Origin of the sequence: Devosia sp. (assembly GCF_014860165.1) — a bacterium.
GTDB lineage: Bacteria > Pseudomonadota > Alphaproteobacteria > Rhizobiales > Devosiaceae > Devosia.
Genome location: NZ_JACZKG010000013.1, coordinates 35,951 through 49,447, shown reverse-complemented (window position 1 = coordinate 49,447; position 13,497 = coordinate 35,951). Strand labels below are relative to the sequence as shown.

At 64.5% G+C, this 13,497-nt stretch carries 13 protein-coding genes; 7 read left to right on the top strand and 6 right to left on the bottom strand.

Going from position 1 to position 13,497, the window contains the following annotated elements:
* The coding region (locus tag IH615_RS03185) for a hypothetical protein (RefSeq protein ID WP_291359739.1) at window positions 1–243 on the top strand (243 nt) is incomplete at its 5' end.
* Window positions 244–322: 79 nt separating this feature from the next.
* On the top strand, window positions 323–1,009 hold the full coding sequence (gene fliP / locus IH615_RS03180) for a flagellar type III secretion system pore protein FliP (protein ID WP_291359745.1): 687 nt from the start codon (window positions 323–325) through the stop codon (window positions 1,007–1,009).
* Here the strand turns inward: fliP and IH615_RS03175 are convergent, their stop codons facing one another.
* The 5 genes from IH615_RS03175 to IH615_RS03155 form a co-directional block, all read right to left on the bottom strand.
* A complete protein-coding gene (locus IH615_RS03175) occupies window positions 1,010–4,342 on the bottom strand; it encodes a hypothetical protein (protein WP_291359738.1) in 3,333 nt (1,110 codons plus the stop codon). It abuts the gene before it with no gap.
* 159 nt (window positions 4,343–4,501) lie between these two features.
* Entirely contained in the window at window positions 4,502–5,572 is a 1,071-nt protein-coding gene (locus IH615_RS03170) for a MotE family protein (protein ID WP_291359736.1), read from the bottom strand.
* Window positions 5,569–5,997: a DUF6468 domain-containing protein gene (locus IH615_RS03165; RefSeq protein ID WP_291359734.1), complete on the bottom strand. Its 429-nt coding sequence runs from the start codon at window positions 5,995–5,997 to the stop codon at window positions 5,569–5,571. Before IH615_RS03165 ends, IH615_RS03170 begins: the two co-directional genes overlap by 4 nt.
* On the bottom strand, window positions 5,997–7,178 hold the full coding sequence (gene fliM, locus IH615_RS03160; protein ID WP_291359733.1) for a flagellar motor switch protein FliM: 1,182 nt from the start codon (window positions 7,176–7,178) through the stop codon (window positions 5,997–5,999). Before fliM ends, IH615_RS03165 begins: the two co-directional genes overlap by 1 nt.
* Window positions 7,178–7,684, bottom strand: coding sequence for a flagellar basal body-associated FliL family protein (locus IH615_RS03155; RefSeq protein WP_291359731.1), 507 nt, complete (start codon window positions 7,682–7,684; stop codon window positions 7,178–7,180). Before IH615_RS03155 ends, fliM begins: the two co-directional genes overlap by 1 nt.
* Window positions 7,685–7,973: 289 nt before the next feature.
* On the opposite strand from IH615_RS03155, the gene flgF reads away from it, so the two are divergent.
* From flgF to flgH, 4 genes are read left to right on the top strand one after another with little or no spacing between them, the layout of a single operon-like run.
* Window positions 7,974–8,711 carry a flagellar basal-body rod protein FlgF gene (gene flgF / locus IH615_RS03150; RefSeq protein WP_291359743.1) on the top strand — a complete coding sequence of 246 codons (738 nt, stop codon included), beginning with the start codon at window positions 7,974–7,976 and terminating at the stop codon, window positions 8,709–8,711.
* Window positions 8,712–8,725: 14 nt separating this feature from the next.
* Window positions 8,726–9,511 carry a flagellar basal-body rod protein FlgG gene (gene flgG / locus IH615_RS03145; RefSeq protein WP_291359730.1) on the top strand — a complete coding sequence of 262 codons (786 nt, stop codon included), beginning with the start codon at window positions 8,726–8,728 and terminating at the stop codon, window positions 9,509–9,511.
* A 14-nt stretch (window positions 9,512–9,525) separates the two neighbouring features.
* The gene (gene flgA / locus IH615_RS03140; protein WP_291359728.1) at window positions 9,526–10,470 is read left to right on the top strand and encodes a flagellar basal body P-ring formation chaperone FlgA; all 945 of its coding nucleotides are present in this window, start codon (window positions 9,526–9,528) and stop codon (window positions 10,468–10,470) included.
* Between the two features lie 22 nt (window positions 10,471–10,492).
* Window positions 10,493–11,230 (top strand): flagellar basal body L-ring protein FlgH, encoded by a 738-nt coding sequence (gene flgH / locus IH615_RS03135; protein WP_291359726.1) that lies wholly within the window; start codon window positions 10,493–10,495, stop codon window positions 11,228–11,230.
* Window positions 11,231–11,399: 169 nt separating this feature from the next.
* On the opposite strand, the gene IH615_RS03130 is transcribed toward flgH, so the two are convergent.
* Complete coding sequence (locus tag IH615_RS03130) at window positions 11,400–11,765, bottom strand: hypothetical protein (protein WP_291359724.1); 366 nt, start codon at window positions 11,763–11,765, stop codon at window positions 11,400–11,402.
* Window positions 11,766–11,851: 86 nt separating this feature from the next.
* Here IH615_RS03130 and IH615_RS03125 point away from each other — a divergent pair, with 86 nt between their 5' ends.
* Window positions 11,852–13,342 (top strand): carboxypeptidase M32, encoded by a 1,491-nt coding sequence (locus tag IH615_RS03125; protein WP_291359723.1) that lies wholly within the window; start codon window positions 11,852–11,854, stop codon window positions 13,340–13,342.
* Window positions 13,343–13,497: the final 155 nt, after the last annotated feature.

Here is a 13,497-nt window from a genome sequence, read left to right as displayed (position 1 = left end):
GCCCCGACCACCGCCATCGAACAGTTGCGCGACATGGGCCTGCCGACCAACAAGCGGGCCCACCTCTCGCTGCGCCATACCGGCCTGCTTCGGCCGGTCAGCGATACGGAAATGCCGCTTTCCCCCGAAAACTCGCGCGCTTCGGTCGTGCCGACCTCCGACTCAGCTAAAGAGGAAACGGCGCGGCATGACGTAGAAGGCACCGACTTTGTCGAGGACAACAGCGAGGCGAACCGGAACTGAGGCGCCACTGTCGCCCTTGCGGCGGCTTGCACCCTATGCCGGCCTCGTTGTCTTCGCCTTTGCGGCCCTGCTTCCCACCATCGCCCTGGGGCAGGACGTATCGATCGATTTCGGTGACGACACCACGCTGACCGAGCGTGCCGTCCAGATCATCGGCCTCATCACGCTGCTGTCGCTGGCCCCGTCCATCCTGGTGATGGTGACCAGCTTCACCCGCATCGTGGTGGTGCTGTCGCTGCTGCGCACCGCCATCGGCCTCCAGACGGCGCCGCCCAATTCGGTGATGGTGTCGCTGGCGCTGTTCCTGACCATCTTCGTGATGCAGCCGACGCTGCAGCAATCCTATGACCAGGGGATCGCGCCCCTGCTGGCGGGCGAGATCGAGATCGCCGAGGCGTTCGAGCTGGGCAGCGCGCCGCTGCATGAATTCATGCGCGCCAATGTGCGCGAACAGGATCTGAGCCTGTTCTACGACCTCACGGAAGCTCCCATTCCCGAAGAGCCCGAGGCGATCCCGCTGCAGTTGCTGGTTCCGGCCTTCATGATTTCCGAGCTGCGGCGGGCTTTCGAGATCGGCTTCCTGCTGTTCCTGCCCTTTGTGGTCATCGACATGGTGGTCGCGTCGGTGCTGATGAGCATGGGTATGATGATGCTGCCGCCAGTGGTGATCTCACTGCCGTTCAAGCTGATCTTCTTCGTGCTGGTCGATGGCTGGTACCTGGTTGCAGGCTCGCTGGTCCGCAGCTTCGTCAGCGGCGGCGGGTAGCTATTGCGCGGCCGCCAGGCCCGCTTCCGGCTCGGCGGCGGACAGAGGCGCCAAGGCGCCTTCGCCGGCATAGGTATCGCGATATGACGCCAGGAAGGCATTGATGCCGCCGACATCGGCGACCTGGCTGGCCACCGCCTTGAATTCGAGGCTGGTGACGGCAACCTGACCGGTGACCAGGTCGAAGATCGGCCATTCCGGGGTCACGACCATGGCATCGCCAAACTTGGACCGCAGGCGCGACAAGCCGAATGAATCGCCTGCCAGGGCAAACCCGACCGCAGCCTTGACCAGGCCCATGCGCACGCCCCGATCCAGCGGCGCACCGGCCGGCTGGTCGGCATAGAAAGCCTCCAGCATTTCGCCGGCACGATCGTAGCGCTTGGCCTTCCAATGTGCGTCGATGCGCAGCAGGGTCACGTCCTGCCCATCCATGTCGCGCAGCAGGTCGAGGGCCAGCTGGTCACGGCCGCCATCGATCATGGCGCGCGCCTCGAGCACGCGACGCTGGCGCAGCAGTGACTCGGGCAAGTCAGGCAGGCGGGTGGTGTTGAGGACACGCAGCGCATCCTGCGGCTTGCGATCGGCCAGGTAGATAATGGCGAGATCCGCTGCGATCTGCGTGCGGGCGACGCCGGTCAACCGGTTCTCCAGCTGATATTCGAGCAGTTCGGCGGCCTGCGGCAGCAGGTCCACCCGCACGAGGCGCCGCGCCAGGTTGCGGATCATTTCGTCGCCACGCGAGCCCGGCGGTGTCAGCTGGCGGAAATCGTAGAACAGGCTGAGGGCATCGACCGGACCCAGCGAGTCGGCGGCCCCATTGAGGAACAGCTCACTGAACATGCGCTGCGCTTCGTCGCGCAACGCGTTGACGGGCGGGCTTTCGGGATAGTTGGCAACGGCCTGCCGGACGGTCTCGAAGCCGCTGCGATAGTCGCCGTCGCGGAAATAGAAGTCAGCCAGCATGGTCTGCATATCCGCTTCGAGCGCATTGCCGCGCCAGAGCAGCGACTCGGCCGATAGCGTATGGGCGGCCTTGGCGAGATCGAGCGTGCCCTGCTCGTCCAGCAGACGCAGGGTGCGGTAGATCGCTTCGGCGCGGGTGGGGCGAATGTCGGCTGCGATCACCTGGCCATAGGTATCGAGCGCCTCCGAAATGCGGTCGTGCCCCTCGTCGATCCGACCCGACAGCAGGTGATAGAGGCTGGAATCTTCCGGATTGAGGCTGGCAAAGTCGATATCGTTGAGAAAACGCTCGGCCCGCGACAGGTCATTGGTCTCGACCGCCGATCGCAGGGCCGCGAAGTAGAACTTGTTGCGCACCCAGAGCGGGTAGTTCTCGACGATGCCATTGGCCTCCGTTGCATCGGAGTTCGCACCCTTGAAGTCGTAGCTGTCTGTCCGGGCGATGGTGCGCCACAACAGCGCGTCGAGCTCCTGACCGACGGAGGATGAATTGAGGATGCGCAGGGCATCGATCGGGCGCGATGCCAGCGTCTCGGCAATGGCCCGGGTGATGCGCACCTTGCGCGTCAGGTCCTCGGCCTTGAGTTCGGTCTCCAGCACCTTGAGCACGCCCAGGGCCTCATGGGCGAAACGATTGGCGACATAATACTGCGCCAGATCGAGACGCGCGATGTCTCGCTCCCTGCCCTCGCCACCCGCGGCCTTGGCCAGCAGGTCCTCGATATGGGCGGCCATGGCGCCGTAGTCCTTCTCCTCAAGGCTCCCCAGATCGACAAAGCTGCCACGCAGGCTTTCGGTGACGCCGTTACCCATGGTGCGCGGCGTATCGATAGCCGAAACGGTCAGGCCACCGGAGGTGGACATGACGGCCAGCTCATTCTCGATGGCAAGGTCAAGCTCCGGCGTTTCCGGCTTGATGACCAGGCCGTGCACGCTGCGCAAGGCGGAGAATTCCACGTAATCGAGCGTCCGCGTCACCCCACGAGCCGGCGGATAGGCGGTGACCACCTTGAGCAGGTCGCCAACCATCGGGTCGCGGAAATCGTGGATGCGGGCCGGACGGACGACATCGGCAACCATCTCGAAATTGCCTTCGATATCGCGGCGGCGGCTGAGCTCGATCGGCTCGGTCGGGGTGAGCATGATGTCGCCGAGCGACAGCACCCACGCCATGCCTTCCGACCCCAGGGTCGCCAGCCGGTCCTGCGACAGCTCGACCCGCACCACCTGGGTATCGCCGGACGACACGATGGCGAACTCGCTGGCCAGCGCATCGAGTTCGTCCGATTGACCGGGAGGCAGGATGCCCGAAACGCTGTCGAACATCATCCAGACGGTGTCGCCACGACGGAACACGGCAGCCGGTGTATCCTGCTCGAATGGGAAGACGACCCGGACGGTCGATCCCAATACGCTCACGAAGGGCGTGATCGCGCTGGCGGCATTCTCGGGGAAGAGCTTGTCGACCTGGGCATCCGCTGGCCCACCGGCGGCTTCGGCCTCGGGCTCAGTCGCGACATCCCCGGCCAGGCTGGCTGCGGTGAAACTGGGCAGGCCGACGCCGGCAATGTCGACGTCCAGAATGAACTGGCGCGGCGTATTCTGATAGAAGCGCGGCGTGATGCCTTCGGCAAGGGTCATCGTAACCAGCGATCCGTCCGGGCTGACCGTGCTCTCCACCGACGCGATCTCTGGCGGAAGGTCGGCGGCCATGACGCGCAGGTCGACCTCGACGGGCCATTCGAAGGCGATGCGGCTCGTCGTGCCATCCTGGACGAATTCGGCCGTGGTCGGAACGGTCCAGTCGAACTGGACGCGCATGAATGTGGGATTGCGACCGACGCGGATGCTGGCCTTCGGATCGAGGTCGATCACCTCGGCCGCCTTGCGCTCGCGCTCGGCACGAATGGCGGCCACACGGGCCCGCTCGGCCAGTTCGTCGATAATGTCCTGCGGCAGCGCCGGTGGCATGCCCTGCCAGGTCTGGGGCAGCAGATCGATGAACAGCTTCTCGCCGGCCTCGATGCGATTGAAATTGAAGGCGGAACGCAGGCCAAGGCGCAGGCCGGTTCCATCGGGGTCCACCCGCGCCACCGAGAGGTAGGGCGCCATCGTGGTGCCGACATCAGGCAGGATGATCGATACCTTCTCCTCGAATTCGAGCGAAAGCACGCCATTTTCGATGCGCATCGTATACTTGGGAAGGTCGTCTCGGCCTGGAAAACTCAGGATCAGGCGGGCGTAACCCTCTTCCTGGGTCGCAAAAAGCTGGCCCTGTTCCTCGGCAAAAGCGGGCGCGACAAGGCTCAGCGCCGCCGCAACGACGCCAATCAGCACGGCGCGCGCAGCGCGTCGCAAACCAGTCATGCACGCGGTCTTCACCGGCTTCTGCCCGCCCGACACACTTGGAGCGTCTCATGGCGAAGCCTTCAGCTCCGGGGACATAAAACGCATGGGTTACACGATACTCTCGTGCCGACCCTAGCGTTCGGTGCTTAACGTCGCCTTACGTGAACCGGTAAAGCCTTACTGACCAACGATTTGAGGCAGGGCGGCCAGGTCTTCCGGGGTCATTTCGGCCGCGGGACGGTCGGCAAGGGCCGCCATCTGCACCGTCAGTTCCTGTGCCCGCGTGGCGTCCATTTCGGCCAGGATGGGCGCCATCTTGCGCGGGCTCATGGTCTTGGCCACCCGCAGCAACACTTCCATGTCGAGGTTGTTGAAGATCTTGGCAGCGTCCTTGGGCTTCATGGTCTCGTACATGGCCACGATGCCGGCAAACTGCCCGGTTTCCAACTGTTCACGCTCATCGACCAGCGCGGAAATCTGGGCCTCCAGCGCCTCGAGCGTCGCCGTCCGTTCCTCGATGCGCTTTTCGGCGGCATCGACGATGGAAGCGCGCAGCGCCAGATCCTGTTCGTATTCCTGCAACTCGGTGCGACGTGCCGCCAGGCGCTCGAGCAATTGCTCTTCGGTGGCCGTTACCCCGTCGGCGCCAACCAGGGGAATGACCCCACCGTCGCCACTGATCTCCATCGGCACCACATCGCCCGAGGGCAGGCAATCGGCCGCCATCTGGGCGGCAAAGCTGCCCTGGGGAACCACGACCGCACCCTCTTCTCCGGCCGGCGCGGTATGTCCGCCGCCCCCCGCCTCGGCCAAAGCAGCGTTCATGACAACCTCTCCACCCTCGGTGATGGAGGCGTTGGATTCAACGCAGTAGGTTCCCAGCGTAACGCCGTGATCCGCCACAGCATTCCCGGCAGGCGCCGCATGGTCGGCCGGCGCTTCCTCGGCAGGTACCTCCGCATCCGCGACCGGCGCCGCATGGCCGCCAGCGGCAGGTTCCCCGCCCAGGGTAGGCGCCGTATCGGAAAGGGTCGGATTGGTATCCTCAATAGTCGGCTCGCCCGCCGGGGTGATGGTTGAGTCGGTCTCGGTCGAGCCCGCCACGCCGCCGGAGCTGGCGCCGGCGGCCTGCGCCGCGCCCATGCCGGTCAGCACATAGCCGCCATTGGTGACAAGACCGAGGGTCTTGAGCACCAGCAGTGCGGCAATGGCCAGAACAACGACCGGCAGGAGGCGGATTTTGGTCACGCGGCAGCTCCGCGGGTGCGAACGCGGGCCGAAAGCTGCTCAAGCGCGGACTGCACCTTGTTGGGCTGCTCGACCGGCTCGATGGCCTGACTGTGGCGCGCCACGCTGGTGATCTTGGCGATCCGCTCCATCAGGGTGGTGCCGGCATGGACATGATTGGCCAGCTCGATGCCGAAGCGCTCGGCCTCCTCAAGGCGCGAATTGAGCGCCAGATCGGCCTCGACCGCCGTCTGCTTGAGCTCCTTGATCGCCTGGTTGGCCAGGTTGGTGGCGCCGACCAGGTCGGCGACCATCTGGCGCATCACGTCCTTGTCGGCATGCAGCCGCTTCAGCCGCTGGTTGAGCACGATGCAGTATCCGATTGTCAGTGCCAGCAGAACAGCGACAGCGCTCTCCACGAGCAGCCCCAGAGGCAAGCTGAACATCATCGTCCTTCCATTTTCTCGTCGATCGCCTCAAAGGCCGCCATGGTGACCTTGGGCGGGTTAAGCGGGCGGGAAACCCGCACCGATACGTGATTGCCGATATGGCCCATGACGGCCTCGGTGAGTTCGACATCGCCACAGCGCAGCCGCACCGGATCGGACGGGCTGCGCTCGAACATGACCGTGTCGCCCGGCTTGATCGCCAGCATGCGCGAGAGCGGCAGGTCCTGCTCATGCAGCACCGCCTCCACTTCCACGTCCGCCGAATAGATCTCGGTGGCCAGGTGGCCTTCCCAGATCGGGTCGCGGCCGAACTTTTCACCCATGAACATCTGCAGCAGCTGTTCGCGGATCGGTTCGATCGTGGCATAGGGCAAGAGGATTTCGATCTTGCCGCCGCGATCGTCCATCTCGATGCGGAGCTCGATCAGGATGGCGGCATTGCCCGGCCGGGAAATCGCCGCGAAACGCGGATTGGTCTCCATGCGCTCGAGCTTGAAATTGACCTGGGTCACCGGCTCGAAGGCGCGATGGGTGTCATCGAGGATCACCTCGATCATCCGCCGCGCCAGCGCCATTTCGATCGTGGTATATGGCCGGCCCTCGACGCGGATATTGCCGCCGACGCGGCGCCCGCCCAGCAGCACGTCGATCATCGAGTAGATGAGGCTGGAATCGACCGTCAGCAGCCCGTAATTCTCCCATTCCTCGGCCTTGATGACCGAGAGAATGGCGGGCAGCGGGATGGAATTGAGATAGTCGCCGAACCGCACCGACGAGATCGAATCCATGGTGACTTCGACATTGTCGGAGGTGAAATTGCGCAGCGAGGTCGTCGCCAGCCGGACCAGCCGGTCGAAGACGATTTCGAGCATCGGCAGGCGCTCGTAGCTGACCAGCGCCGAATTGATCAGCGCCTGGACGCCGGTCAGTTCGACATTGCTGCCGACGCTGGCATCGAAGCCGAGCAGGCTGTCGATTTCGTCCTGGTTGAGAACGCGGTCAGCGCCGCCATCACCGTCGGCATCCGTGCCCTCGAGCATGGCCGCCCACTCGGCGGCCGCGGCGGCTGCCTTTTCCTCGTCGGTCATGTCCTCTTCATTGACAATACCGGGGGCGGCCGCGACCTCTTCGAGGCCCCATTCATCCGCAAGCTTGTCCTGTTCGGTGGGGCCCGCCATTACTGCACCAGGATTTCCTTGAACAGGATGGACTCGACCCTGGACGGGTAGATCGCGACGTTGACGCGACGCAGCAGCTCTTCCTTGAGGCGATAGACGCCCGCCGAGCCCTCGAGATCGGACCGGCGCAGCTCGCGCAGATAGACCTGGAAGGCGTCGACCACCTTGGCCATGCTCGGCTGGATCTCCAGCATGGTCTCCTCGTTGGCGACTTCGAGGGCAACGGTAAGCTTCATGAAAGCTTCCTTCTGCCCCTCTTCCGCATTGAGGTTCACGATCATCGGCGGGAGGTTGAAGATGAAGGTGTGGCCGGCAGTAGCCACGCCAGAATGGTCGCCGCTCGCGGCTGCCGCGGCATCCTCCACCGGCGCCGAAGACGACAGGAAGAAGAAGAGGCCAGCGCCGCCCAGCAGCACGACGATCGCCGCCGCGCCGATGATGATAAAGAGTTTCGGTATCCCCTTCTTGGCCGGGGCGCCTTCTTCGATGTCTGCTTCCGCGGCCATGCCAACCTGCCAAAATACGAGGCTACCCGGACGATTCCGGCTGTTCGTCCAGCTAAGCGCCCGATGGTTAACGATTGGTTACAAAGCGCCCAAAGCGGCAAAATTTGCCGGGCAGCTTTTGCCGTGCGGGGAAAGGATAGCGCGGCAAGGTTAGCCCGGACCTTTCCCTATCTATCTGATTTTATTAAATTTTGTGTGTTGGCATGGTTTCTGCAATGTAAACGGCGAGGCGGCACGCTTGGGGAAGCTGGCAGTCTCGGGGACGTAAACATTCCGGGGATCAGCAATGATCGAGAATGCGCAACTGATCAGCCTTTCCAGGCAGATCGCGCTGCAGCGGCAGATGGATGTGGTGGCCAACAACATGGCCAACATCAACACGACCGGCTTCAAGTCCGAGAACATCCTGTTCGAGGAATATGTGATGCCGGTCGCCCGCGATCAGGACTTTCCGCGCCTCGATCAGCCGCTGTCCTACGTCCAGGACTGGGCCACCATGCACGACCTCAGCGGCGGCGCCATGGTGCAGACCGGCAACGAGCTCGACGTCGGCCTCAACGGCGACGGCTTCTTCGCCGTGCAGACCGCCGCCGGCGAGCGCTGGACCAAGTCCGGCGCGTTCCAGCTCAGCGCCAATGGCACGCTGGTCGATCTCAACGGCAACCCTGTGCTCGGCGAAGGTGGCCCCATCCAGTTCGGCCCCGATGAAAATGGCATCCTGATCGCCGCCGATGGCACGGTCAGCTCCAGCGCCGGCCCGAAAGGTCGGTTGCGCCTGGTCGAATTCGCCGATCCGCAGGCGCTGACCCGCGAGGGCAACAACCTGTTTGCCGGCGGCACTCCGGTCGCCGCTACCAATACCCGCACCATGCAGGGCTTCACCGAAAAATCCAACGTCTCGGGCGTTGCCGAGATGGCCGAAATGATCCGGGTGACCCGGGCTTACGAGTCCGCGGCGAACCTGGCCCAGAAGCAGGACGAGCTGCGCCGCAGCGCCATCCAGCGTCTCGGCGACGCCAATAGCTAACCTGAGGATATGCCATGAAAGCCCTCTATATCGCATCGACCGGCATGAGCGCCCAGGAACGCAACGTCGAAGTCATCTCCAACAACATCGCCAATATGCGGACCACCGGCTACAAGCGCCAGCGCGCCGAGTTCGAGGACCTGCTCTACCAGCAGATCACCCGCGCCGGCTCGCCCACCTCGGACCAGGGCACCCTGATCCCGGCGGGCCTCGAAATCGGTTCGGGCGTGCGCACTGTCTCGACCCCGCGCGTCATGAGCCAGGGCACGGTCAACATCACCGAGCGCGATCTCGACGTGGCCATCCGCGGCGAGGGCTTCTTCATGGTGCAGCTGCCGGACGGCCGCACCGGCTATACGCGTGACGGCTCCTTCGAACGCTCGCCCGAGGGCCAGATCGTGACGTCCACGGGCTATCCCATCGATCCGGGCATCACCATTCCGGGCACGGCCGACGGCGTCGCCATCGCCCCCGACGGCACGGTCAGCGCCTATCTCGACAACGACGCCGCCCCGACCCAGCTCGGACAGCTCCAGCTCGCCCGCTTCGTCAACAAGTCGGGCCTGGAATCGATGGGCGACAACCTGTTCCTCGAAACCGCAGCCAGCGGCCCGGCCCAGGTAGCCGTGCCCAATGCCGACGGCGCCGGGGACCTGCTGCAGGGCTATCTCGAAATGGCCAACGTCAATTCCGTCACCGAAATCGCCGACCTCATCGCTGCCCAGCGCGCCTACGAGATGAACGCCCGCGTCATCTCCGGCGCCGACCAGATGATGCAGGCCACCAGCCAGCTGCGTTGATAGGAGCACTTCTGATGATCCTGCGTTCCGCCATCACCACCTTCGCCGCACTGCTGCTATCAGGCGCCGCCTGGGCCGCACCGGTGCTCAAGTCCGACATCGTGGTCACCGCGCCCATAGTGACAATCGGCGACATGTTCGATGCCGCCGGCCCAATTGCCGAGCAGCCGCTGTTCCGCGCACCCAATCCCGGCACCAGCGGCATGGTCAGCGTCACCGATATCGTTGCGGCACTGGCCCGCATCGGCATCGAGGAGTTCGAGACCGGAGGCCTCGACGGCGTCCGGGTGAGCCGCGCCGCTGCCGTCATCGATGAGGCGGTGCTCACCGACCTTATCACCGCAGACCTGTCCGCACGCGGCATTATCAGCAAGGGCATGACCGTCGACACGCTGTTCTCGGTGCCGGTCAAGCCGCTCAATGCCGAGGCCGTGGCCGAGCCTGCCAGCGTCATCAGCCTGCGCTACCTGCCCGGCAGCGGCGCCTTCACCGCCCGCTTCGCCATAGCCGGCATCGAGCAGCCGCTCGACGTGTCCGGGAGCATCGAGCTGATGATTGCGGCCCCGCACATCAATGCCAGCCTGCCGGCGGGCACGCTGCTCTCGGCAGACAATATCGAGATGCGCCCTGTGCCGCTCAAATTCGTCGAAAGCACCGGCGTCGCGCGGCTGGAAGACGTGGTCGGCAAGTCCCTGGTTCGCCAGAGCCGGGAAGGCATGATGCTCAAGGCCACCGATGTCAGCGTTCCCCTGCTGATCAGCAAGAACGATGCCGTCACCATCTACTTCCGCAACGGCCCGATGACGCTGACCGTCAAGGGTCAGGCCGTGACCGGCGCCGCCGCAGGCGGACTGGTCCAGGTCATCAACCTCATGTCCAAGCGCGTCATCAGCGCCACCGCCATCTCGGCCGGTGCCGTCGAAGTCAGCGCCGACCCGCTGGCGCTGGCCGGCCTCTAGTAGCCTTCAGGAGAACAGACCAATGAACCTCTTCAAACTCGCCGCCCTCCTGACGCTCACGGCCAGCCTCGCCGCATGCAACACCATGGACCAGCTCGCCAGCGTCGGCCAGGCGCCGCCGCTGACTGCCATCGCCGACCCGACGACCACCGCCGGCTACCAGCCCGTCCATATGCCCATGCCCGAGGCCATCTCGGACACCTACCAGGCCAATTCGCTCTACCGCACCTCGGCCAGGGGCTTCTTCAAGGATGAGCGCGCCCACCGCATCGGCGACATCCTGACCGTGATGGTGACCATCGACGACAGCGCCAAGATCGCCAACACGACGCAATCCAACCGCACCTCGACCAACTCGGCCGGCATGGGCGGCATCTTCGGCGTCGCCGTCGACAATATCAGCGCCGGCAGCATCGACCCGTCGGCCATGATCGAGTTCGACTCCGGCCTCACCAATCGCGGCAACGGCTCGGTCAATCGCTCGGAAAGCCTCGAAACCTCGGTCGCTGCCGTCGTCACGCAGGTCCTGCCCAATGGAAACCTGGTCATCGAGGGGCGCCAGGAAGTGCGGGTCAATTTCGAAGTGCGCGACCTGATCGTCGCCGGCATCGTGCGGCCCTCCGATATCCAGGCCAACAACACGATCCTCTCGTCCAAGATCGCCGAAGCCCGCATCTCCTACGGCGGCCGCGGCCAGATCACCAATATGCAGCAGCCGCGCTACGGCCAGCAGGCGATGGACGCCATCCTGCCCTTCTAGCGGCGCCGCATCCCTTTCCCCGCCGCGCGTCCCCCAAGGCGCGGCCGGGCTCCCCGGCAGACGCCAGAAGGCCCTGCCCGGTCGGCTCCAGAACAGACCCGGCCTATACCAGAGGCGCAGTCCCCCGGCTGCGCCTCTTCCCCTTTGTGTCAGGCTGCGAACGGGCGGGCTAAGCCTTCTCTTCCTTGCGGCGCGCCAGGATGAATTCGCTGCCGCCCGGAAGCTTTTTGCCATTGGGCTTGTCGGGATCCACCACGCGCCAGAACGGCACCGCCTGGCGCCCTGCCTGGTGGTCGGCAACGGACTTGGCGGCTACCACCTTGATCATGCGCTGCGTCGTGACCGGGCAGGTCGCCTCTGCGCCATATTGCTGCGCAAGCGCCTCGCGCAATTGCGCCAGCGAGCGGGTCTCGCCCACGGGCACGGCCAGAATTTGACGGACGATCGCTTCGGCGCTGGGCAGGAGCATCGTCTGGTCAACCATGACGCCACTGACGCTGTGCGGGCGGATCTTGATGGTGCTGTCGTCGGTCATGACCCCAGCATAGCCCATCGGCCCGCGGCGGCTTGATCGAAATTGCGCTCTGTGAAAGACCTTGGTCAAACTCCGGAGTAACCCGCATGTCCTTCCAGAAACTCGATGATCTCGGCCGCAAGCTCGAAGCGCTGGAGCATGCGCTGTCGATCCTGGGCGCCGACGAAGCCACCCATATGGCGGTGGGCGGTGGCGAGAAACGCGCCGAGGCCATGTCGAACCTGGCCGGCATGTATCACGCCCAGGCCACGGCCCCTGAGATCGCCGACTGGATCGAGGCCACCAGGCCCGAGACCGAGGACCAGAAGCTGGCCCTGGCCGAGTTCAAGCGGCAATATACCAACGCCACCTGCCTGCCGACCGAGTTCGTCGAGCGCCGCACGACTGCCACCATGCGCTCCGAACAACTCTGGCGCGAACTGCGCGCCAAGGGCGACTGGGACAGCTTCCTGCCAGCGCTCGAAGGTGTGGTGGAGCTGGTGCGCGAGGAGGCGCAACTGCGTGCCGACGCCCTTAAGCTGGCACCCTATGATGCGCTGATGGACCAGTACGACCCCGGCAACCGGACAGCCGACCTGGACCTCGTCTTTGACGACCTCAAGGGCTTTCTCAAGGGCTTCGTGCCCGAGGCGCTCGATGCTCAGGAGCGCCGCCTCGCCAGGCGCCCGCGCAAGACGCTCAACGCCCCCTACCCGATCGAAAAGCAGCGCGAACTCGGGCTTGCCGCGATGCGCGCCGTCGGCTTCGACTTCACCCACGGCTCGCTGGCCGTGTCGCATCACCCCTTCTGTGGCGGCGTTCCATCAGATGTGCGCATGACCACGCGTTATCGCACCGATGAATTCCTGAGCTCGCTCATGGGTGTGCTGCATGAGACCGGCCACGCGCTTTACGAGCAGGGCCTGCCCAAGGAATGGTCGCATTGGCCGCTGGGCAAGGCGCGCGGCATGGGTATCCATGAAAGCCAGAGCCTGTTCGTCGAGATGCAGCTCGCCCGCAGCCCCGAATTCTGGGAATTCATGCTGCCACAGGTGCATCAATATCTGGGCGAGGACGCCATTCCCGGCTGGGAAATCGCCGACATCCTCAATGAAGTGAACTTCGTCGAGCGCGGCTATATCCGCGTCGACGCCGACGAGGTCACCTACCCGCTTCACGTCATCCTGCGCTACGAGCTGGAACAGGACCTGGTCAACGGCAAGCTGGAAGCCAGCCAGATCCCCGAGGCCTGGGACGCCAAGATGACCGAGTATCTCGGCATCTCCACCATCAACGACCCCAAGGATGGCCCGATGCAGGACGTGCACTGGCCCGGAGGCGCCTTCGGCTATTTCCCCAGCTACACCTTGGGCGCCATGATTGCAGCCCAGCAATGGGCTGCGCTGGAAAAGGCACAGCCTGGTGTGCGCGAGGATATTCGCAAGGGCGAATTCGGGGGCGTCAACCAGTGGCGCAGCGAGCAGATCTGGACGCAGGGCTCGCGCTGGTCGACCCCGGACCTGATCACACGGGCGACGGGGGAGCCGCTGAATGCGGATTTCTTCAAGGCGCATCTGAAGAAGCGGTATCTGGCGTAATCTGTCTTCACCTCTCCCTTTGGGGGAGAGGTAAGGCCGCCCCAAACTTGACAACCCCGCCTCCATCCCTATCTTCCCGCCATCCGCAGCACTGACCGGACGGTACAAATGGATTCCACGCTGAACGACTGCCTCGCCCGCATCGCTCACCTGGA

Excerpts from the sequence above, each read along its gene's own strand:
- IH615_RS03175 (WP_291359738.1), bottom strand. The coding sequence starts at position 4,342 with ATGACTGGTTTGCGACGCGCTGCGCGCGCCGTGCTGATTGGCGTCGTT.
- IH615_RS03165 (WP_291359734.1), bottom strand. The coding sequence starts at position 5,997 with ATGTTCAGCTTGCCTCTGGGGCTGCTCGTGGAGAGCGCTGTCGCTGTT.
- fliM (WP_291359733.1), bottom strand. The coding sequence starts at position 7,178 with ATGGCGGGCCCCACCGAACAGGACAAGCTTGCGGATGAATGGGGCCTC.
- IH615_RS03155 (WP_291359731.1), bottom strand. The coding sequence starts at position 7,684 with ATGGCCGCGGAAGCAGACATCGAAGAAGGCGCCCCGGCCAAGAAGGGG.
- flgG (WP_291359730.1), top strand. The coding sequence starts at position 8,726 with ATGAAAGCCCTCTATATCGCATCGACCGGCATGAGCGCCCAGGAACGC.
- flgA (WP_291359728.1), top strand. The coding sequence starts at position 9,526 with ATGATCCTGCGTTCCGCCATCACCACCTTCGCCGCACTGCTGCTATCA.
- flgH (WP_291359726.1), top strand. The coding sequence starts at position 10,493 with ATGAACCTCTTCAAACTCGCCGCCCTCCTGACGCTCACGGCCAGCCTC.
- IH615_RS03130 (WP_291359724.1), bottom strand. The coding sequence starts at position 11,765 with ATGACCGACGACAGCACCATCAAGATCCGCCCGCACAGCGTCAGTGGC.
- IH615_RS03125 (WP_291359723.1), top strand. The coding sequence starts at position 11,852 with ATGTCCTTCCAGAAACTCGATGATCTCGGCCGCAAGCTCGAAGCGCTG.